At 65.4% G+C, this 20,154-nt stretch carries 19 protein-coding genes; 6 read left to right on the top strand and 13 right to left on the bottom strand.

The window, feature by feature from the left end; all coding sequences use genetic code 11:
* The first annotated feature begins 11 nt into the window (after positions 1–11).
* Complete coding sequence (locus tag B4400_RS15470) at positions 12–737, top strand: hypothetical protein (protein WP_078311906.1); 726 nt, start codon at positions 12–14, stop codon at positions 735–737.
* On the opposite strand, the gene B4400_RS15465 is transcribed toward B4400_RS15470, so the two are convergent.
* The 4 genes from B4400_RS15465 to B4400_RS15450 all read right to left on the bottom strand — a co-directional run bounded on the left by B4400_RS15465 (position 738) and on the right by B4400_RS15450 (position 4,195).
* A complete protein-coding gene (locus B4400_RS15465; RefSeq protein ID WP_078311904.1) occupies positions 738–1,400 on the bottom strand; it encodes a methionine ABC transporter permease in 663 nt (220 codons plus the stop codon). It lies immediately after the preceding gene.
* Positions 1,397–2,428, bottom strand: coding sequence for a methionine ABC transporter ATP-binding protein (locus B4400_RS15460; RefSeq protein ID WP_078311902.1), 1,032 nt, complete (start codon positions 2,426–2,428; stop codon positions 1,397–1,399). Before B4400_RS15460 ends, B4400_RS15465 begins: the two co-directional genes overlap by 4 nt.
* Before the next feature lie 8 nt (positions 2,429–2,436).
* On the bottom strand, positions 2,437–3,303 hold the full coding sequence (locus B4400_RS15455) for a MetQ/NlpA family ABC transporter substrate-binding protein (RefSeq protein ID WP_078311900.1): 867 nt from the start codon (positions 3,301–3,303) through the stop codon (positions 2,437–2,439).
* A 154-nt stretch (positions 3,304–3,457) separates the two neighbouring features.
* Positions 3,458–4,195 (bottom strand): Rv1815 family serine proteinase, encoded by a 738-nt coding sequence (locus B4400_RS15450; RefSeq protein WP_078311899.1) that lies wholly within the window; start codon positions 4,193–4,195, stop codon positions 3,458–3,460.
* A gap of 172 nt (positions 4,196–4,367) precedes the next feature.
* On the opposite strand from B4400_RS15450, the gene B4400_RS15445 reads away from it, so the two are divergent.
* Entirely contained in the window at positions 4,368–5,042 is a 675-nt protein-coding gene (locus B4400_RS15445; protein ID WP_078311897.1) for an LppX_LprAFG lipoprotein, read from the top strand.
* A complete protein-coding gene (locus B4400_RS15440; RefSeq protein ID WP_078311895.1) occupies positions 5,039–6,577 on the top strand; it encodes an MFS transporter in 1,539 nt (512 codons plus the stop codon). Before B4400_RS15445 ends, B4400_RS15440 begins: the two co-directional genes overlap by 4 nt.
* Here the strand turns inward: B4400_RS15440 and ribD are convergent.
* The 4 genes from ribD to fmt are packed head-to-tail and all read right to left on the bottom strand — an operon-like array spanning position 6,545 to position 10,607.
* Positions 6,545–7,567 carry a bifunctional diaminohydroxyphosphoribosylaminopyrimidine deaminase/5-amino-6-(5-phosphoribosylamino)uracil reductase RibD gene (gene ribD, locus B4400_RS15435; RefSeq protein ID WP_078311893.1) on the bottom strand — a complete coding sequence of 341 codons (1,023 nt, stop codon included), beginning with the start codon at positions 7,565–7,567 and terminating at the stop codon, positions 6,545–6,547. The genes B4400_RS15440 and ribD overlap by 33 nt on opposite strands.
* Position 7,568: 1 nt before the next feature.
* The gene (gene rpe, locus B4400_RS15430; RefSeq protein ID WP_099051837.1) at positions 7,569–8,252 is read right to left on the bottom strand and encodes a ribulose-phosphate 3-epimerase; all 684 of its coding nucleotides are present in this window, start codon (positions 8,250–8,252) and stop codon (positions 7,569–7,571) included.
* 22 nt (positions 8,253–8,274) lie between these two features.
* A complete protein-coding gene (locus B4400_RS15425) occupies positions 8,275–9,678 on the bottom strand; it encodes an RsmB/NOP family class I SAM-dependent RNA methyltransferase (RefSeq protein ID WP_078311889.1) in 1,404 nt (467 codons plus the stop codon).
* Positions 9,675–10,607, bottom strand: a complete 933-nt coding sequence (gene fmt / locus B4400_RS15420; protein ID WP_078311887.1) for a methionyl-tRNA formyltransferase — start codon at positions 10,605–10,607, stop codon at positions 9,675–9,677. Before fmt ends, B4400_RS15425 begins: the two co-directional genes overlap by 4 nt.
* A 179-nt stretch (positions 10,608–10,786) precedes the next feature.
* Between fmt and B4400_RS15415 the strand changes: the two genes are divergently transcribed.
* On the top strand, positions 10,787–11,353 hold the full coding sequence (locus tag B4400_RS15415; protein ID WP_078312071.1) for a TetR/AcrR family transcriptional regulator: 567 nt from the start codon (positions 10,787–10,789) through the stop codon (positions 11,351–11,353).
* Positions 11,354–11,364: 11 nt separating this feature from the next.
* On the opposite strand, the gene B4400_RS15410 is transcribed toward B4400_RS15415, so the two are convergent.
* Complete coding sequence (locus B4400_RS15410) at positions 11,365–13,371, bottom strand: primosomal protein N' (RefSeq protein ID WP_139360293.1); 2,007 nt, start codon at positions 13,369–13,371, stop codon at positions 11,365–11,367.
* Positions 13,372–13,428: 57 nt separating this feature from the next.
* On the opposite strand from B4400_RS15410, the gene B4400_RS15405 reads away from it, so the two are divergent.
* A complete protein-coding gene (locus B4400_RS15405; protein ID WP_078312069.1) occupies positions 13,429–14,367 on the top strand; it encodes an alpha/beta hydrolase in 939 nt (312 codons plus the stop codon).
* Here the strand turns inward: B4400_RS15405 and B4400_RS15400 are convergent.
* Genes B4400_RS15400 through B4400_RS15385 form a run of 4 tightly spaced genes read right to left on the bottom strand, consistent with a single transcriptional unit; the run spans position 14,332 to position 19,117 of the window.
* The gene (locus B4400_RS15400; protein ID WP_078311885.1) at positions 14,332–15,801 is read right to left on the bottom strand and encodes an NCS1 family nucleobase:cation symporter-1; all 1,470 of its coding nucleotides are present in this window, start codon (positions 15,799–15,801) and stop codon (positions 14,332–14,334) included. The two genes, B4400_RS15405 and B4400_RS15400, sit on opposite strands and share 36 nt — an antisense overlap.
* Complete coding sequence (locus B4400_RS15395) at positions 15,801–16,817, bottom strand: TIGR03842 family LLM class F420-dependent oxidoreductase (RefSeq protein WP_078311884.1); 1,017 nt, start codon at positions 16,815–16,817, stop codon at positions 15,801–15,803. The genes B4400_RS15400 and B4400_RS15395 overlap by 1 nt, the downstream gene beginning before the upstream one ends.
* A 25-nt stretch (positions 16,818–16,842) precedes the next feature.
* On the bottom strand, positions 16,843–18,264 hold the full coding sequence (gene hydA, locus B4400_RS15390) for a dihydropyrimidinase (RefSeq protein ID WP_078311882.1): 1,422 nt from the start codon (positions 18,262–18,264) through the stop codon (positions 16,843–16,845).
* A gap of 10 nt (positions 18,265–18,274) precedes the next feature.
* Positions 18,275–19,117 (bottom strand): nitrilase-related carbon-nitrogen hydrolase, encoded by an 843-nt coding sequence (locus tag B4400_RS15385; protein WP_170915032.1) that lies wholly within the window; start codon positions 19,115–19,117, stop codon positions 18,275–18,277.
* Between the two features lie 210 nt (positions 19,118–19,327).
* On the opposite strand from B4400_RS15385, the gene B4400_RS15380 reads away from it, so the two are divergent.
* Positions 19,328–20,119, top strand: coding sequence for a phosphatidylethanolamine N-methyltransferase family domain-containing protein (locus B4400_RS15380; protein ID WP_078311879.1), 792 nt, complete (start codon positions 19,328–19,330; stop codon positions 20,117–20,119).
* Positions 20,120–20,154 lie beyond the last annotated feature (35 nt).

Genomic DNA, 20,154 nt, shown 5'->3' with positions numbered 1-20,154 from the left:
GAGACGCAGCCATGAGGAACCCCGATCGTCCGTCCATCGTGAAGGTCGGGGTGGCTGCGGCTCTAGCCGCCAGTGCGCTGCTCGCGTCGGCGGCCACCGCCACCGGCGATCCCGGCGATCCCGGGGAACCAGACCCGGCGCCGGCGCCCGCGGCCGCCCCTGCCCCTCCCGGTCCGCCAGAACCACCGCCGGCATCGCAAATCGGCAACCCGCTCGCGCTATCCGGAACCGAACAAGGCCCCGGCGGCATACCCAACAACCTCGCTATTGTGGGTAATCCCAACCTGATTGGGCAGAACCCGGTACCGGCGGCGCCGACGGCCCCGGGCGCCGAGGCTCCGGTCATCACTCCGAACACCAGGGCGCTGAATAACCAGTACCTGCTGCCGCAGAACCTCAAGCCCGCGGAGCCCGGCAAGGGCGAGATCTACGGGGTAAACCCCGGCGAAGAGAACGCTGATATCTCGGGCGGCGACTACCTGGGGCGGCTCGTGCGGGGTGTTCAGGACGGCCAGTGGCGAGGCGGCATCGTGGGGCGAGGAACCAAGGAGTCGCTGAACCAGCCGTTGCCCGGAACCGCCCCACCTCCCGGCACACGCATCCCCGGCCTGGGTGATGACTCGCAGGGTCCGGCGCCTGATCAGTGGCACTGGACCCCGCCCGAGGCACCCGAGGGCGCCGCACCCGGTGCGCCCCCTGCGCCGGTGGCACCGGCAGTGCCGGCACCTCCCGCCTAACTATCGCCGAAGCGCCTTGCGCGCCAGATAGTTTCCCAAGAACTGTGCTGCCTGCACCAGCGCGATGATAATGACGGTCGACACGATTGTCACCTGCCAGTTGAAGCGCTGATACCCCTGCACGATCGCGAAGTCGCCAAGCCCGCCGCCGCCTACCAACCCTGCCATCGCGGACATGTCGACAATCCCGATCAGCACAAAGGTGTAGCCGAGAATCAAGGGCCCCAACGCTTCCGGCACCAAAAGCGTCAGGATGATTCGCAGCGGGCCAGCGCCGACGGCGCGCGCCGCCTCGATGACCCCGGGGTCGATGGTCACCAGATTCTGTTCGACGATGCGGGCGATCGCGAACGATGCCGCGACGATCATTACGAACACCACCGCCGTGGTGCCGATGGTCGTCCCCACCACTCCCAGCGTGATCGGCCCAAGGGCGGCGATCAGCACCACGAACGGTATGGGCCGGACGATGTTGACCACCACGTTGAGGAGTGTGTGCAGCACCCGGTTCTGCAGCAACCCACCGAATCTGGTGGTATACAACAACACTCCCAACCCCAGGCCGATGAGGCCGCCCAACACCAGGGTGATCGACACCATGTACAGGGTGTCACCAAAAGCCTCGAACAACTGTGGCCGCAGCCGCTCCCAATTCGTCGTCATCGCCTCACCGACTGGATGGTTGTCACTGCCGACAGATCCGAAATAATCTGCGCCACTTGATCATCAGGGCCTTCGAGTTCGAGCGTCAGATTGCCGAAGGAACGCGACTGCAGCGTGGTGATGCCGCCGTAGACCACCTCGAAGCGCACCCCGAGCTCGGTGGCACGTGCCAGCGCCGGGCCGATCTGTACGCCCTCGCTGATCTCGACCGAAACGATGCTCCCCTTGTGCCGCTGGACTATTCGTGCCACATCTGCGGCGCTGGGGGTGTTCTGCAAGACGGTGCCCACGAAGCGCTTACCCGCCTCACTCTGGGGTGTGGAGAACACATCGAACACGGTTCCCGCCTCGACAACCCTGCCATCGGCGAGAACCGCGACTCGATCGGCGACGGTACGCACCACGTCCATCTCGTGGGTGATCACCACGATGGTCACCCCGAACTCGTCGTTGACCGCGCGCAGCAGCTGCAATACATCACCGGTGGTTTCGGGATCCAGGGCGCTGGTGGCCTCGTCGGCCAACAGAATGGACGGTGACGTCGCGAGCGCCCGCGCGATGCCGACACGTTGCTTCTGCCCACCGGAGAGCTGATCTGGATAGCTCTTGGCCTTATCGCCGAGTCCCACGAACTCCAACAGTTCGGCGACCCGTGCGTTGCGCTTCTCGGGGGTCCATCCCGCCACCCGCAGCGGATACGCGATGTTTCCCGCGACGGTTCGGGACCGGAAGAGATTGAACTGCTGAAAGATCATGCCGATATCGGTGCGCAGACGCCGCAGTTCACGCTCTCCCAACGCGCTCACCTCGGCTCCGTCCACGACGACGCGACCAGAGCTGGGCCGCTCCAGCCCGTTGATGAGACGCACCAGCGTGCTCTTGCCGGCTCCCGAGTAACCGATCATGGCGAACACGTCACCCGCGGCGATATCGAGCGACACATCGTCGACGGCGGTCACGGTCTTCTTGCCCACCCGAAAGGTCTTGCTGACGTTCTCGAATCGGATGAGCGGTGTCGCGCCGGTCATTTCCGTCGTCATTTTTCGCTGCGGATCTGCTGCTCGATCCTGGCCAGGATCGACGCGCAGTCCGCGCCACTCTTTGTTACCGTCAGTTGAGTTCCCTTGCTCTCCTTGGCATATGCCTCGGTGACGGCCGGGGAATGGAACACCTCGACAAGTTTCTGGTACGTCGGGTTGTCCTTCTCTTCGGCGCGCGCAACGATGACGTTGATGTACGGCTCGGCGCCCGGACTCGCTGGATCATCGGCGTAGAGCGCGCTCTTGGGGTCAATATTCGACTGCGCCAGATAGGTGTTGTTGATGACGGCTCCGTCGATCGACTTGAGCGACAGCGCCGTCTGCGCCGCGTCCACTAGCGTCACCGTGACTCTGGAAGCGCCCTTGTCGATATCGGCGGCACTCGGCGTCACCCGTCCGCCCTTGAGCGTGATGAGCCCGGCGGCCTTCAGCACGAACAGCGCGCGTGCCTGATTGGGCGGATCGTTAGGGATGGCGATCTGCCCACCCTGTGGAATGTCGGCGAGGGTCTTATGCTTCTGCGAATAGAGACCGAGCGGCACGATGTAGGTGGCGCCGACCGGTGCAAGTGTTGCGTTATCGGCGACGTTGTATTCAGCCAGAAAACGTAGATGCTGAAACAGATTCACATCGATCTGTTTTTGGGTGAGTGCCACATTCGGCTGGCTGTAGTCGGTGAAATTGGTGGTGACGAGCTTGATTCCCGCCTTCCCCGCCTCATCGACGAAAACGTCCCAGGATTCCTTACCAGCCTCTGACGTGCCGATACGAACGATGTTTCCGCCTTGGCCATCGCCTCCAGAACACCCGACGCTCCCCATGGCTATCGCGAATGCGGCGAGAGCAATGGCAATGCGTTTCATGTCTACCTTCCAAAATTCAGTGTGATCACAATGATTGACATTGTGGAATTTCTGAAGGCGCAGCAAATTTCTTAGTGGCCCCAGAACGGCGCCACAGTACCAGAATGGAAAGCGCAATGCGCCCTACACGAATACGAAAATGAGCCGGCTGCGCCTAGGACGCCGCAGGGGCCGCGGCGGTCGCCGTGACAGGCACGCTAGGCAGCTCGGGACCACCATTGCCCGGTCCGGCAGCAGGAATCTGCGCCACCAGCTGCGACTGCATCTGAGCCGATATCGCCGACCAGGACATGGCCGCCGGCTTCCCTCCCCAGCGCAGCGAATAGATTCCCACCAGCAAGGCCTGGCCAGGCTGGGTGATGGTGTACACCGGGCCACCCGAATCACCGTGTTGCCCACCGATATCCGACATGGTGAACCAACCGTTGTTAATCGCGTCGACCTTGCCGCACGTCTCGCCTGACACCGATCCCATGAGGCATACCGGCAGCCCCGGCTCCGGCCCGGCGTTCTGCGCCATCCGCAGCGCAAGACCATTGGGCAGGGTGCTGCTCAACTCCACCCCGGGCGCGAACGAAATGCCTTCGTAGTCCGAAACGACATCTCCGGGACCGATCGCGCCTCCGGTGGGCAGGTTCCGGCTCATCAGCAGCACTTCGCCGACACGGTTCCCGCCCAGGTCGGTCACCGATCCGGTGGCATTGCAATGGCCCGCCGTCAGGCCGATTCGAGATGCCGGGTCGACGTAGCCAAGAGTGCAACGGCTATCCCCCTGGACAATCGACATGCCCGGGAAAGCGACAATCTTCGGAGGAGTTTCCGAGGCTGGATCGGCGGCCGAAAGCGCAGGTGAAGCAACAAGTATGCCGACTACCGCGGCGACCGCGGACACACCACATGCCAGAGCTCTGCTCACGTTTTTCACAACAACCAGCCCTCGGTTGACAATCCCGCCCTGCAAACGAGCATGGCGGCGGATTGCTGGAGTGTCAATTTCATCGCCAGCAACGCTGCCGTGTCGCGAGCCTCCCCCGGGGTCGCACTCAGCCTCTACGATCGGACGCATGCGCAACCGCATCCGCCTCGCCCTTATCCCTGTCGCAGTCGCCGCCATCGCCCTGGCCGGCTGCTCCAAGACCGAGAAGGCCGACGTCAACTTGCCCGAGGCCGCCACACTCCTGAGTGAGTCGGCAGCCACCACCAAGACACAGACGAGTACACACCTCGTCCTCAAGGTCACCGGCGACAAGCCGACCATCAAGCTCTCCGAGCTCACCGGCGATCTGACCACCACGCCTGCCCTTGCCGCCAAGGGCACCGCCAAGACCGGTGGACTGGAGCTGCCCTTCGTGGTGGTCGACGGCGAGCTGTTCGCCCAGCTCGGCAGCGCTTACTCCAGCATGGGCCCCGTCAAGGATGTCTACGACGTCGGGATCATTCTCGATCCCAACAAGGGGTTGGCCAATCTGCTCTCGAACTTCACCGGCGCCAAGTCGGAGAAGACCGAGACCGTCGACGGTGTCGATTCCGTGCTCGTGACCGGGACCGTGAACAAGGACGCCATCAACACCTTCGCCGGCTCCAAGCTCACCTCGGACATCCCGGGCAAGGCCTGGATCGCGAAGGACGGCAATCACGCACTGACCAAGGTCAGCGTCGACACGTCCCCGGGCAACACCATTGAGATGTCGTTGTCCGATTGGGGCAAGCCAGTCACGGTCGACAAGCCCGCCTCGTGATCGATACAGCCAAGGAGACAACTCTCCCGCTGCGGCATCGCGGCATCGCGATCGGCGCCGGAAGCCTGGCGGTGCTGTTGGGCGCCCTCGACACCTATGTCGTGGTCAGCGTTATCACCGACATCATGCGCGACGTCGGCATTGCGCTGAACAACATCCAGCAGGTCACCCCGATCGTCACCGGGTACCTGCTGGGCTACATCGCCGCAATGCCGCTCTTGGGGCAGGCCTCCGACCGATTCGGCCGCCGGTTGATCCTGCAGCTGGCACTGGTGGGCTTCGCGATCGGCTCTGTTGTCACCGCGATGTCGACCGATCTCACGATGTTGGTCACGGGCCGGGTCATCCAGGGTGTCGCGAGCGGCGCGCTGCTGCCCGTCACCCTGGCTCTGGGAGCCGATCTCTGGGCGGCACGCAACCGCGCGACGGTTCTCGGCGGCATCGGTGCCGCGCAGGAACTGGGCAGCGTGCTGGGCCCGCTCTACGGCGTTCTGTGTGTATGGCTGTTCGGCTCCTGGACCGCGATCTTCTGGGTCAACGTGCCGCTGGCGATCATCGCCATCGTGTTGGTTCAGTTCAGTGTCCCCGCGCACCAGCACGACGCGAACCGCCCGAAGGTCGACGTCATCGGAGGCGCACTGCTTGCCATCGCCCTGGGCCTGCTGGTCGTGGGCCTGTACAGCCCCGACCCCAAGGTCTCCGCGCTACCGGACTGGGGTCTGCCGGTACTGACCGGGGCCGCGGTCGCGTTCGTGGCATTCATCCTCTGGGAATCGCGCGCCAAGACTCGGTTGATCAGCCCCGAAGGGGTTCGGTTCGGTCCGTTCTTCGCGGCGCTGGCCGCATCGCTGGCCGCCGGAGCCGCCCTCATGGTGACGCTCGTGAACATCGAGCTGCTGGGGCAGGGCGTGCTGCAGATGGACAAGGCCGACGCCGTGTTCCTGCTCTCGCGGTTCCTCGTCGCACTGCCGATCGGCGCGGTGATCGGAGGCTGGCTGGCGACACGATTCGGCGACCGGATCATCGCGGTCGCCGGTCTGTTGATCGCCGCATTCGGTTATTACCTGATATCGGGCTGGCCGGTGGATGTGTTGGCCGCCCGGCACGATTTCGGGTTCTTCACACTGCCCCGGCTCGATACCGACCTGATCGTCGCCGGCGTGGGTCTGGGCCTGGTGATCGGCCCGCTTTCCTCGGCAGCGCTACGCGTGGTGCCCGCCGTACAGCACGGCATCGCGTCGGCGCTGGTGGTGGTGGCTCGAATGACGGGCATGCTGATCGGGATGGCGGCCCTCGGCGGCTGGGGCATCCATCGCTTCTACCAGAACTTCGACGCACTGGCAGCCAAGGAGCCCAAGCCGGAAGGAAAGCCGAATCTCCTTGTGCTGCAACAACAGCTCCTGGACCGATCCATTCACGCCTACAGCCAGATGTATAGCGAGATGTTCGCGATCACGGCCGTCGTCTGCGTGATTGGTGCGGCCATCGCGATTTTCGTTGGCTCACAACGCAAGTCGGGGGACGAGGCTCAGTAGCACATCGGGCCCCATTCGCTCGATGTGGTCGTACTCCCAGCGCAACGCGCGCGACAGGGTGGTGACGCCCACGTCCTCCACGGCGGGGACGTTGCCACCCAGGAGCATCGGGGCGAGGTAGGCCAGGATCCTGTCCACCAGACCGGCGCGCAGGAAGGCCCCGGCCAGCGTCGGTCCACCCTCCAAGAAGACGTCGGTTCGGTCCGCCAGCGCCGCGATCACCTCGGCCGGGTCGTGCGTCCGGATCACCATGGTGTGCGAGTCATCGTTCAATACCTTGGCGTCCGAGGAGACCTCGCGCATACCGACGACGACGCGCAATGGCTGATGCGGGCACAACACGTTCTCGGGGGTGCGGGCGGTGAGTTGTGGGTCGTCGGCGAACACGGTGCCGGTACCCACCAGAACGGCATCGGCGAACGCCCTGCGCCGATGCACGTCGGCCCGTGACTGCTCACTGGTGATCCATTGACTGGTGCCGTCATTGGCGGCACTGCGCCCATCCACACTGGCGCCGTACTTCCAGGTGACATGCGGCCGTCCGGTGCGTTGTTTGTGCAGCCATTCTCGCAGTGGACCTGCCGCCACCCGGTCGGCAGCCACGCCTCCGAGAACGTCCACACCCAGCGCGCGCAAACGCTGGGCTCCCCCGGCCGCCTGCGGATTGGGATCATCGACTGCGTAGACAACACGTGAAACGCCAGCCAATGCAAGCGCATCCACACATGGCCCGGTTCTCCCCTGGTGATTGCACGGCTCCAGGGTGACGACGGCAGTACCCCCTGCCGCGGCATCTCCGGCCTGGGCCAGCGCGACCACCTCGGCGTGCTCCTGCCCGGGCGGGCGAGTACCGCCTACCCCGACGACCACGCCAGTGGCATCCAGGATTACCGCGCCGACAGGCGGATTCGGATAGGTGCTGCCCTTGACCTGCTCGGCGGCCCGGATCGCCAGATCCATCGCGGCATCAAGACCGATCGGGTTGGTCATATCAGCGGGCCAAATGTGTTGCTGCCCTGGCGGCTTGTTCACGCAGCGCCCGCACCGCCGCTTGGGGGTCCTGCGCGCCATAGACAGCCGAACCCGCGACGAAACAGTCGACGCCCGCCTCGGCGGCTTGCTCGATAGTGTCGGCATTAATGCCGCCGTCAATCTCCACAAGCACGGTCAGCTCGCCGGAGTCTACGAGCTTGCGCACCGCGCGCACCTTGTCGAGTACGCCTGCGATGAATGATTGTCCACCAAATCCTGGTTCCACCGACATCACCAGGAGCGTGTCAAAGTCCTTGAGCACCTCGAGATATGGGTCCAGGGGTGTGCCCGGTTTGATGCTGAGACCGGCCTTGGCACCCGCGGCACGAATGTCACGGGCGACGGCGACGGGATTATCCGTGGCCTCGGCGTGGAAGGTCACGTTGTGTGCCCCCGCCTCGGCGTATCCGGGTGCCCAACGATCCGGGTTATCGATCATCAGGTGGCAATCAATGGGGATATCGGTTGCGGCCAGCAGACTGTCGACGACGGGAAGACCCAGCGTCAGATTGGGTACGAAGTGCCCATCCATGACGTCCACATGCAGCCAATCGGCCCCTTCCACGGCCGCCATCTCGTCGGCAAGACGTGCGAAGTCGGCGGACAGGATCGATGGGGCGATCATGGGAGCGCGGTGAGACATGCCGTTCAGCTTATGTGCCGCTTTATGCGTGTTTGCGCAGGAGGGCAGTGAACATGGCATCGGTGCCGTGCCGGTGCGGCCACAATTGCACCGCATCGGCATCGCCGAGCCCATCCACACCGGGGAACGCCGCACGGGCGTCCTCGGCGGTTACCGGGTGACGCCGCACCGCATCGGACACCACACCCACTGTTTCCGCCAGGTGCGGCGAGCAGGTGCTGTACACGATGACGCCGCCCGGTCGAGTCAATTCGATGGCGCTGGAGAGCAATTCGCGTTGCAGCTTGACTAGCGCCGGGATGTCGCCTGGTTGACGCCGCCAGCGAGCCTCGGGGCGGCGGCGCAGCGCACCGAGCCCCGTGCACGGTGCGTCAACCAGCACGCGGTCGAAGGATGCGGGCGCCAGCCCGCTTTCACGCCCATCCGCGGTGAGCACCGTCACCGGCAACGATTTCGCGGCGGTGGCCACCAACCCGGCCCGGTGCGCGGCGATCTCGACCGCCGTGACATGGGCACCGCGCTCGGCAGCCAGGGCTCCCAGTAGCGCCGTCTTGCCGCCTGGCCCGGCGCACAGATCAAGCCATCGTTCGTCGGTGCCGTCGAGTGGAGCCAGCGCTGTCGCGCGCGCGACCAGCTGGCTGCCTTCGTCTTGTACCTGTGCCAGGCCGTCGCGGAGGGCCTCCAGTCGGCCCGGGTTTCCGCCGGGTAGATACACCGCGTAGGGCGAGTAGCGGCCGACGGTGCCGCCCACCTCTTCGGCCAGCGTTTCCGCGTCCATGTGGCCCGGACGTGCGGCGAGGTGAACGACAGGGCGCTCGTCGTCACTGGCGAGCACGTCACCGAGCTCAGCGGCCGCTGGGCCCAGCGCATCGGAGAACGCCTGTGCGATCCACCGCGGGTGGGCGGTCGCGAAGGCGAGCCGGCCGATCCTGTCGGATTCCGGCGGGGCCAGCTCCTGCACCCATTCTTCTTCGCTGCGGCGGGAGATCGTCCGCAGTACCGCATTCACGAAACCGGCTCTGCCCTGGTCGAATTCGACGGCTACCGCATCGACGGTGGTGGACAGCGCCGCATGGGGTTCTACGCGGGTGCGTAGCAGCTGATAGGCCCCCAGCCGCAGCGGATCGCGCAGCCCCTCGTCCACCTCGTCGATCGAGCGGCCCGCTGCCGAGGCGATCACCGCGTCGAGAAGGCCACGGGCCCTCGATGTTCCATAGGTGAGCTCGGTGGCGAAGGCCGCGTCGCGCCCGGCTATGCCGCGCTCACGCAGCAACGCGGGCAGCGCCAGATTGGCATACGCGTCGTGACGAGATACCGCGCGCAGCACATCGAGCGCTGCCTGACGTGCCGGATCGAGCTTGCGGCGCGCACGCTCGGGCGGACGTGCATCCTGGTTGGGCCGCCTACGCGGCGGTCGTGTGCTCACAGTGCGCGAACCTCCGCATCCAGTCTGGCGCCGCGCGCCCAGTCGACAGCGTTCATCAGCTTCTTACCTTGGGGCTGCACCTCGTTGAGCGCGATCGCCGTCGTGCCGGTGCCGACCAGTACGTCTCGTTTGCGAACCGCGACCACTCCGGGCGGCAGTTGTTCGGCGTGCTCGTCAACATCGACCCGCACCGGCCCCACCTTGACCCGCGTCTCGCCGATGGTTGTCCAAGCGCCGGGTTCGGGGGTCATGGCTCGCACATGGCGATCGATCACATGCGCCGGAAGCTCCCACCGGATTCGAGCGTGCTCCACGGTGATCTTCGGTGCGGTGCTCACTCCGTCGGCTACCTGCGGAACGGCGATCAGTGCCCCGTCTTCGATCCCGTCCATTGTCGATTCAAGAAGGCCCGCACCGGATTCGGCGAGCCTGCCCAGCAACGCACCAGCGGTGTCGCCGGCGCTAATCCGCTCGGTGACCACGCCGTAGACAGGCCCGCTGTCCAATGCGGGCTCGATAAGAAACGTGGTGGCACCGGTTATCTCGTCACCAGCGGCGATGGATGCCTGTACGGGCGCGGCGCCACGCCACGCGGGCAACAGTGAGAAATGCAGATTCACCCAGCCATGCGTGGGCACGGCGAGCAACTCGGATTTCAGCAGGGCCCCGTAGGCGACCACCGCGCAGCAGTCCGGAGCGAGTTCAGTGAGCTCGCTGACGAATTCGGGGGCGTTCGGGCGCGATGGGGCAAGCACGGTGATCCCATGCTCGTGGGCCAGCTCGGCCACGGGCGACGCCGCCGAGGCTCGTCCCCTGCCTGAGCGGGCGTCGGGCCGGGTCAGTACCGCGACCACCTCATGACGGGAGGCCAACAGCCCTCGCAGAGACGGCAACGCCGGGGCCGGAGTACCGGCGAACACTATGCGCACCGCGTCAGTCTAGGAACGATGCGCCGTCTACATCGAATCCCCGGTGGACCGGCCGCGCCCGGGACGGCCCGTTGCGTTCGCCGAGGATCGCGATCCCAAGTCTGGATACATCCGATACCATAATCTTGATGGCTACCAGAGGACGAGGCCGGCCGAGTGGCGCTCCCTACGATCGCAAGTTGCGAACCGAGGACCTGCTCGACGCCGCGGAGCGCGCGATTCGCAACAGCGGGGGCAGCGTGTCCATTGCCGAGGTCGCCAGGGAGGCAGGATTCGCCCGGTCCGCCTGCTACGCGATCTTTCCCACCAAGGCGGACCTGCTGCGGGCGTTGAGCCGCCGTCACGCAGATCGGCTGATCGCCGGTTCGTGGCGCGACAGCATGGTTGGCGATATACGCGATCAAACTCGGGCTTTTTCGGACATCGTTATCGACTGGATCATCGCGGAGCCGGAGCTGTACGTCGCGCTCGATCGCGACCTCACCGCCCAGGAACGACTCGACCACGGCGTCTTCGACCTCATCGCGCAGGTGACCGAAGAGCATTTGCAGGCCGAGTTTCCCGGCGCACACATGCGACAGCTGGCGCCTATCTGGTCACGGCTCGCGGTCGGCGGCGTGCTCATGACCATCAACTGGTGGACAAACACGAGCGATATGACTCGCGAGGAGCTCCTGGGCTACATCGTCGATACCTTCGCCCACGGTATCGGTGGTGGCTCCGCGCTCACCGCCGCTAATGCCTGACGTTCGCCGGATCAACCCACGTGCAGCGGATCGATCTGGATTCTGACGGGCTCGGCGTCGCGTCGCGCACTCAGCGTTGCCACTCCCCGGCGCAAAGCCGCGGCCATCTCAAGTCCCGCCGTGCGCTCGACCCTAATGAGCATGCGCACCACCTCGACGCCATCGGATATCCCGGCCGGGCGGCGCGCCCCTACCGGTAGATCGACGGGTCCCAATAGCTCGGCACCCTCGGGAAGATCAGCAGTGTCGATGAGGGCCGCCACCGCCACGGCGGGCCCGTCGATGGCCGCGATATGCACCTGCGGCGGCAATCCCACCTCCGCACGGGCAGCCAGTTCGGCGGCGGCATGCCCCACCGGATCCCACCGGATCAGTGCCTGCACCGTCGGTAGGGTCGAGTCCGCCACGACAACGACGGTTCCGCCCTCGTCGGCTCCGCGCACCAGCGCGGCGGCAGCCATCCACTTGCGCAAGGTGTCTTCCGCGGCCCGCAGGTCCTGACGGCCGAGCAATGCCCACGCATCCAGGAGCAGTGCCGCGCCATATCCGTTGGGTGTCAGGGGTTCTGCCCCTGGCGTGCACACCACCAGGCTCGGCGGCCCGGTGACCGTGGTGTGCACCTCGCCGCCGCCGGATGTCACCACCGGAACTCCCGGCAGTGCTCTACCGAGCTCCTCGGCGGTCCTGCGCGCGCCCACCACCACGGCGCGCACCGCACCCGAGCCGCAGCGGGCGCAACGCAGATCGGCATCGACGCGTCCGCACCAGCGACAGCTGGGGCTCGAGGTATCACTTGGTCCCTCCAGCGCCAGCGGGCCGGTGCAATGACGACACCGCGCGACAGTGCGGCAGCGAGTGCAGGCCAACGCGGGCACATACCCACGGCGCGGGACCTGCACGAGCACCGAATGCCCACGCTTCAACGCATCCCGTGCGGCAGTCAGCGCCACCATGGGGAGTCGCGCCGAACGTGCTGCCGGATCGCGTTCCTGCGCATATCCACTGTCGTCGAGGGCACTGATCCGGGCGGAGGCCTTGCGTACCACCGCACGGGCCGCGACCAGGTCATGCGCCCAGCCGCTCACCACCAGTGCCTGAGACTCGGCGGTGCGCGCATACCCCCCGATCACCGCGGCACACCGCAGCTGATGCGCACGCAGCATCGCCACCTCGCGGGCGTGCGGATAAGGAGAACGGGGCTCGGCGAGGTTGTCATCACCGTCGTCCCAGACCATTACGAGCCCCAGATCGGACACCGGCGCGAACACCGCGGCCCGGGTACCGATCACCACCGTGGCGTCTCCGCGCAGCACCGCGAGCCAGCGCCGATACCGCTCAGCGGGGCCGAGCTCCGCCGAAAGTGCGATAACACGTTGTGCACCAACATGTTTCACACATTCAGCGGCCAACGCATCGATATCGCGCTGATCCGGGACGACCGCGAGCACTCCCCTGCCGGTACTCACCGCGGCCACCGCGGCCTCGGCGAGCCGGGTGCACCACGCCTCCCCGGGCAGTGCCTGCCACACCGCACGCGCGGCGCGGCCCTGCGCGAGCGCCTCGAGAAATCGCTCACCACGTTGATAGCGGCCCCATCCCGAGCCGTCGACCGGCGCCGCCACGACATCATCGGCCGCCGCCGCGCGGATTTCCTTTTCGACGCGCGCGTGACGAGGCGGCAGCGCCAGGCGCAACACGTCCGCGCGGGTTCCCGCGTAGCGGGCCGCCACCGCGTCGACGAGCCTGCGCACATCCGGCGTCAGCACTCGCGTAGGCGATACGACACGATCCAGCCACCCGAGCTTGCCGGGGTGATCAGTTTCCGAGCGGCGTTCCAGCAGGATCGCGTCCACCAGCCGACCGTGGAATCGCACCCGCACCCGCACTCCAGGCTGGGCGTCGTCGGACTGCTCCGCCGACACCAGGTAGTCAAACTCGCGATCCAGATGAGGCACGGTGAGCAGCGGCAGTACCCGAGCCACCGGCTCGTGCTCGGCCACCACCCGCGTCGCAGTCACCTGGTGGTTCTAGCAGACGCCCCCGACTCGCAGGTCAGCACCCGATACAGTGACGACATGACCGCCACCGAAACCGGCATCGACCCGATCATCCTGAAGATCCTGGAAGCTGTTCCGATTCAGCTCGTTTCGCCGGACGGCCCGCAGGCTTCCCGGGACGCCTATCGGGCGATCGCCACCGCACGCCCACCGTGGATCGAGGTCGCCAAGGTGGAGGACCGCACCATCCCCGGCCCCGCCGGTGAGATACCGGTGCGTATCTACTCCCCGTCCGCGGACGGGGTACACCCGGTGTTCGTGCTGATCCACGGGGGTGGCTGGGTAATCGGCGACCTGGATACCCATGATGCGGTCGGCCGTGCGGCGGCCGTGCAGGCCGACGCCGTGGTCGTGTCGGTGGACTATCGACTGGCACCGGAGCATCCCTATCCGGCCGCGGTCGAGGACTGCTGGGCCGCGTTGCAATGGGTGCACGAACATGCCGCCGACATTGGCGGCGACCCTGATCGTCTTGCCGTCGGTGGCGATTCCGCCGGCGGAAACCTCTCCGCGGTGCTGGCCCAGCTGGCCCGCGATCACGGCATTCCATTGGCTTTCCAGGTGCTGTGGTACCCAGCGACCACCTTCGACGTGACGCTGCCATCGATGATCGAAAATGCCGAGGCGCCCGTCCTGGACGTCAAGGCAGTCGCCGGGCTGAGCAAGTGGTATCTCGGAGACACCAATCCCGCCACCGCCGGCCCGACGCTGGTGCCGGCCCGCGCCGAAAGCTTCGAGGGGCTGGCCCCGGCATTCATCGGTACCGCACAGTTCGATCCGCTGCGCGATGACGGCGCCAAGTACGCCGAGCTGCTCAGCGGAGCTGGCGTGCCGGTCGAGCTGCACAACGCCCCCACGTTGATTCACGGCTACCTGGGGTACGCCGATATCGTGCCCGCCGCCACCGAAGAGCGGGATCGGTCATTGGCCGCTCTGAGGGCGGCGCTGCACGGCTAGCCCGATGCGCGACAAGCTCAACACGTACATCAGCACGCCCCCCAACAGCGCACCGGCGGGCCAGGACAGCGCGGTCAGGCTCTGCGACGAGGGCACAAGCGCAAGAGCGACCGCTGCCGCACCCGAAACACCCAGCGCGATCAAGGCCGCGGGGTTGAACCCGCGAATGTAGTAGTAGGCGCCCTCGGTGGACTCGGAGTACAGGTCGGCCGTATTGGTGCGTTGGCGGCGCAGCAGGTAGTAGTCGACGACGAGGATCCCGAACACCGGCCCCATCAGTGCGCCGACCCCGCCGAGGAAGTACACGATGGCGGCTTCGTTTCCCCAGATCTTCCAGGGAAGCACCGCGACCGAAAGGACCGCGGTGATGATGCCCCCGGTGCGAAATGAGATGTACTTCGGTGCGACGTTCGAGATGTCGTACGACGGCGAGACGAAATTGAGCACCACATTGATGCCCACGGTGGCGACGGCAAAGAGCACCGCCGCGACAATCACGACGGCATCCGAATCGATATCGGCGACCAGCTCCACCGGATCGGTCATCACACTGCCGTATTTCTTCAGCGCGGCAAGCGAAATGACGATCGAGATCACCACGAACGCGGTCTCGTTGAGCGGGATGCCCAGCGCATTCCCGCGCAGGATCGCCCCGCGGCTGGGCGCAAACCGGGCGAAGTCCGCGTAGTTGACCAAGGGACCGGCCATGAAGGCAACCATCAAGAACGCCACTCCGGTGAAGGCGAGCACCGTGGCTCCCGGTGTGAGCGGCGCTCCGACGCGCGCACCGAAGTCGATGCTCCAGTCCACCCGGGCCAGCATCCATATCGCCAGGGCGATCATCCCGATCCACACGACCGGACCCGCCACGTCGGAGGCCTTGCGGACTATCTCCATGCCGTAATTGAGGATCACCAGCTGCACGGTCCACAGCGTCAGGAAGGCGGCCCACCCCAAGACGTGTAGGCCCAAGAATGTCGGCTCGGTCCACGCCCGCAGCCCGGGATCCAGCCGCAAGAGCAGCACGATCACCGCCGTGGACGCCAGGTAGGTCTGGATTCCGTACCAGAAGATCGCGACCATTCCACGCAGCAGCGCCGGGACATTGGCGCCGAAGATCCCGAACGTGGCGCGCGCGAACACCGGGAACGGCACCCCCAGCCGTTGGCCGGCGATCCCGATCAGGTTGCTCCCGAACCAGAGCACCAGCACCCCGGCGAAGAGCGCCAGCATGGTCTGCCAGCCCGTCAGCCCCAGGGCCAACATGCCCACAGCGAAGCCGTAGCTGCCCAGGCTGTGTGCCGAGGTCATCCAGAGGCAGAAGATGTCCCAGGTGCGCCAGGTCGCCTGCGCCGCGGTGGTGGGCGCCAGGTCCTCGTTAATCAGCCGGCTCGCGGCCGCTGCCGGCACCAGCTCCCCCTCTGCTGTCGTCATCAGCTCTTCGCCGTGATGTGTTGTGACAGAGCGGGAATAACCGTTTCCCCGTATACGCGCAGTGTTTCCTCCTTGTTGTCGTGCTGCAGGTATCCAGCGAACTGGTCCACCCCGAGCGCCTTGAGCTCCAACAACTTTGCGATGTGGTCTGCCGCGGTGCCGAGCACACAGAAGCGCTCGACGATGTCGTCGCTCACGAACTCCGCATGGGTATTCCCTGCCCGACCGTGCTGGTTGTAGTCGTATCCCTCACGGCCGGCGATGTAGTCGGTAAGCGATTGTGGTACCTGACCGTGGGAGCCATACCTGGTCACGATGTCGGCCACGTGATTGCCCACCATGCCACCGAACCATCGGCATTGGTCGCGCATATGCGTCCAGTCCAATCCCACATATATGGGTGCGGCCACGCAGATCCGCACGTCCGCCGGATCACGCCCGGCCGCCACGGCCGCTTCCCGCACGGCGCCGATCATCCACCGCGCGATGTCGATATCGGCGAGCTGCAAGATGAAACCGTCCGCTACTTCGCCGGTCAGGGCGAGGGCCTTGGGCCCGTATGCCGCGACCCATACCTCGAGCGTGGAGGAGCGGCTCCACGGGAATTGCATAGTGGCACCGTGGTATTCGACGGGTCGCGAGTTCGCGAGCTCTCTGATGACGTGGATCGAGTCACGCAGCGCGGCCAGGGTCGTGGGCGCGCCGCCGGTCACCCGGACGGCCGAATCGCCGCGGCCGATGCCGCAGATAGTGCGATTGCCGTACATGTCGTTCAGGGTCGCGTACAGCGATGCGGTCACGGTCCAGTCCCGGGTGGCGGGGTTGGTGACCATGGGCCCCACGACGATCCGCTTGGTCTCATGCAGAATCTGGCTGTAGAGCACATAGGGCTCCTGCCACAGCAAGTGCGAATCGAAGGTCCACACATGGCTGAAGCCATGTGCCTCGGCAAGTTTGGCCAGCTGCACCGTTCGCGCGGCCGGTGGATCACATTGCAGGACTACTCCGAAATCCATCGCGGGCCCTCTCTATCGACCAGCCTCAGATGAGGTATTGACACAGGCCGCGGCGCAGAAACGCACCGTCTCCCTTGCTGCCCAGATACTCGTCGCCGTCGACGATCACCTTTCCACGGGAGAGCACGGTGTCGACGTGTCCGTCAATCTCGTACCCCTCCCACGCCGAGTGGTCCATGTTCATGTGGTGGGTCTTGCCCAACCCGATCGAGGTGTGCCCGTGGGGGTCGTAGACAACGATGTCCGCGTCGGCACCTGGCGCGATCACTCCCTTGCGGCCGTAGAGCCCGAACATCCGGGCCGGAGTCGTCGAGGTGATCTCCACCCACCGCTCCACGGTGATCCGGCCGTCCACAACTCCCTGGTACAGCAGATCCATCCGGTGCTCGATCGAGCCGATCCCGTTGGGAATCTTCGAGAAATCCCCGACGCCCATGTCCTTCTGCCCCTTCATGCAGAACGGACAATGATCGGTCGACACCATCTGTATGTCGTTGGTCCGCAGCGCGCGCCACATCTCATCCTGGTGATGTTCATGTTTGGACCGCAGCGGCGTCGAGCAGACCCACTTGGCGCCCTCGAAGCCCGGCGCACCCAGGTTGTCCTCGAGGGACAGGTACAAGTACTGCGGGCAGGTCTCCCCGTATACGTTCTGGCCCGCGTCTCGCGCGGCGGCCAACTGGGCGACAGCCTGTTTCGCCGAGACGTGCACGACGTACAGCGGCGCGCCCGTCAGGTTGGACAGCATGATGGCGCGGTGCGTCGCCTCCTCCTCGAGCTGCCAGGCCCGCGCGATCCCGTGGTAGTACGGATCGGTCTTGCCCGCCGCGAGCAGCTGAGCCACCAAAACATCTATGGCAGGACCATTCTCGGCGTGCATCATGGTCATCAGTCCGGTGTCGGCACCCACCTGCATGGCGCGCAATATCTGCGCGTCGTTGCTGTAGAAGACCCCCGGGTACGCCATGAACATCTTGTAACTCGTGATGCCCTCGTCGGCCAGGCCGCGCAGGGCCGTCAGCGAGGCATCGTTGACGTCACCCACAATCTGGTGAAAGGAATAGTCCACCGCGCACCGGCCCGCCGCCATCTCATGCCATGTCTGCAGCGAATCTTGCAGCTGCTCACCGTATTTCTGCACAGCGAAGTCGATGATGGTCGTGGTGCCGCCCCAGGCCGCGGCCCGCGTCCCCGTCTCGAAGTCATCCGAGGCGGTCGTGCCACCGAAGGGCATCGACATATGAGTGTGCGCGTCAATCCCGCCCGGGATGACGTACTTGCCGGCCGCCTCGATCACGGTGTCGACGGCGCGGGCCAGATCCACCCCCAGCAGCGTGCTGCCGGGTTGCAGCACGGCAGCGATCTTCTCGCCGTCGATCAGGACATCCGCGTCGCCACGTCCGGTCGCCGTCACCACGGTGCCGCCTCGGATCAGGGTCGTTGTCATCGACAGCCTCCTACGGAGCGACGATCGGGCCGTACGTGTCGGGCCGGCGATCCCGATAGAACTGCCAGTCGGCCCGCACCTCACGGACCACGGACAGGTCCAGGTCCCGTATCACGATCTCCTCGGCACTCTCGGAGGCGATCTCACCGACGTAGTTGCCGCGCGGATCGACGAAGTAGGAACTGCCGTAGAACGTGACGGCCTGATCCCCGAATTCGCCGTTCTCAGTTCCTATTCGGTTATTGGCACCGACGAAGTACTGGTTGGCCGCCGCCGCGGCAGGCTGCTCCAGCTCCCAAAGTCTGTTGGACAGGCCGGGTTTGGTGGCCGAAGGGTTGAAAACCAGCTCTGCTCCGGCGAGCCCGTAGTTACGCCAGCCTTCCGGGAAATGCCGGTCGTAACAGATGTAGACGCCGATCTTCCCGACCGCGGTGTCGAACACGGGGTACCCGAGGTTCCCGGGCCGAAAGTAGAACTTCTCCCAAAATCGGTCGAGATGCGGAATGTGGTGCTTGCGATATTTGCCCAGGTAGGTGCCGTCGGCATCCACCACCGCGGCGGTGTTGTAGAGAACACCCGGCCGCTCCTCCTCATATACCGGCAGCACCATGACCATGCGATGCTCCCTGGCGAGCGCCGCGAACCTCTCGGTAACCGGTCCGGGCACTGACTCGGCGTATTCGTAGTACTTCTTGTCCTGCACGATGCCGAAGTAGGGACCGTAGAAGAGCTCCTGGAAGCAGATCACCTGAGCGCCCCGGGACGCCGCCTCGGCGACAAAGCGCTCGTGCTTGGCCAGCATCGATTCCTTGTCGCCAGTCCAAGTCGCTTGCGTCAGTGCGGCTCTGATCACCGACGAGCCGCTCGCACGAAGAGCATCAGACACCGTCATTGGCAGACTCTATGCGCACCTCGCCCGGCGCGCGCGCCAATCCGCACAACACCGGCGCACAGGCCCGGCGGTTGGCCACTTCCGTCCGGGCCCGATACGCGCGTGGTAGAACACGTTACAGTTCTGCGATTCGCATCCGGGCGATGCCGCCCGCTCACCGAGGGAAACGTCATGCACTGGTACACCGGCAACACCGTTTACGACACCGTGCTGACGGCGGCACTCGGCTTCGCGGCATTCGTGATCATCGGAGGCCTCTTCGCCCAGAGTTCGTATGGGCGCTTCTCGACAACAAAACTCGGGCTCAATCTGAATCCGAAACTCGGCTGGTGGCTGATGGAGATTCCGGCGACCGCGGTATTTCTCATCTGCTATCTGACCGGACCGGCCCGCTTCGAGCCGACGTCACTGGTTCTTGCCGGGATATGGATGCTGCACTACGCCAACCGCGGCTGGTACTTCCCTCTTGCCATCCGCCAGGTACCCGGCAAGCGCAGCACGTTCAACGTCTCGGTTGTCGTCATGGGCATGCTCGTGACGTCGATGCATGGGTACCTCAACGGAACGCTCTTCAGCCACGACTTCTTCGGGCAATACGACAGCGCCTGGCTGCGGGACCCACGATTCCTGGCGGGCCTGGCCATCTACCTGTGCGGATTCGCGCTCCTACTCAGCTCTGAGTCGATCGTCCGAAACCTTCGTAACAAGCAGAACCCCGGCGGTGTCGAGTACCGCATCCCGTTCGGCGGCGGGTTCCGATGTGTCACCAGCCCCGCGTATCTGGGCGAGCTGATCGCCTGGTCCGGATTCGCCCTCCTCACCTGGGCGCTGCCCGGGATCGCCATCCTGCTGATCACCGCCGGCAATCTGATTCCGCGCGCGCTGGCCACCCACCGTTGGTACCACGAGAAATTCACCGACTACCCGACCGACCGGAAAGCCCTGATTCCCTATCTGATCTGAGTGCCGGTGCGACAAAAACGCCGAGTGTGAGCAGT

The sequence above is a fragment of the Mycobacterium sp. D16Q13 genome, from assembly GCF_002013375.1.
Lineage (GTDB): Bacteria > Actinomycetota > Actinomycetes > Mycobacteriales > Mycobacteriaceae > Mycobacterium.
Note: the sequence above shows the minus strand (reverse complement) of the source record. Positions and strands in the feature narration are given on the sequence as shown.

Excerpts from the sequence above, each read along its gene's own strand:
- rpe (WP_099051837.1), bottom strand. The coding sequence starts at position 8,252 with ATGTCTCACCGCGCTCCCATGATCGCCCCATCGATCCTGTCCGCCGAC.
- B4400_RS15380 (WP_078311879.1), top strand. The coding sequence starts at position 19,328 with ATGCACTGGTACACCGGCAACACCGTTTACGACACCGTGCTGACGGCG.
- hydA (WP_078311882.1), bottom strand. The coding sequence starts at position 18,264 with ATGACAACGACCCTGATCCGAGGCGGCACCGTGGTGACGGCGACCGGA.
- B4400_RS15460 (WP_078311902.1), bottom strand. The coding sequence starts at position 2,428 with ATGACCGGCGCGACACCGCTCATCCGATTCGAGAACGTCAGCAAGACC.
- B4400_RS15470 (WP_078311906.1), top strand. The coding sequence starts at position 12 with ATGAGGAACCCCGATCGTCCGTCCATCGTGAAGGTCGGGGTGGCTGCG.
- B4400_RS15445 (WP_078311897.1), top strand. The coding sequence starts at position 4,368 with ATGCGCAACCGCATCCGCCTCGCCCTTATCCCTGTCGCAGTCGCCGCC.
- ribD (WP_078311893.1), bottom strand. The coding sequence starts at position 7,567 with ATGACCAACCCGATCGGTCTTGATGCCGCGATGGATCTGGCGATCCGG.
- B4400_RS15465 (WP_078311904.1), bottom strand. The coding sequence starts at position 1,400 with ATGACGACGAATTGGGAGCGGCTGCGGCCACAGTTGTTCGAGGCTTTT.
- B4400_RS15405 (WP_078312069.1), top strand. The coding sequence starts at position 13,429 with ATGACCGCCACCGAAACCGGCATCGACCCGATCATCCTGAAGATCCTG.
- B4400_RS15395 (WP_078311884.1), bottom strand. The coding sequence starts at position 16,817 with ATGGATTTCGGAGTAGTCCTGCAATGTGATCCACCGGCCGCGCGAACG.
- B4400_RS15400 (WP_078311885.1), bottom strand. The coding sequence starts at position 15,801 with ATGACGACAGCAGAGGGGGAGCTGGTGCCGGCAGCGGCCGCGAGCCGG.
- B4400_RS15455 (WP_078311900.1), bottom strand. The coding sequence starts at position 3,303 with ATGAAACGCATTGCCATTGCTCTCGCCGCATTCGCGATAGCCATGGGG.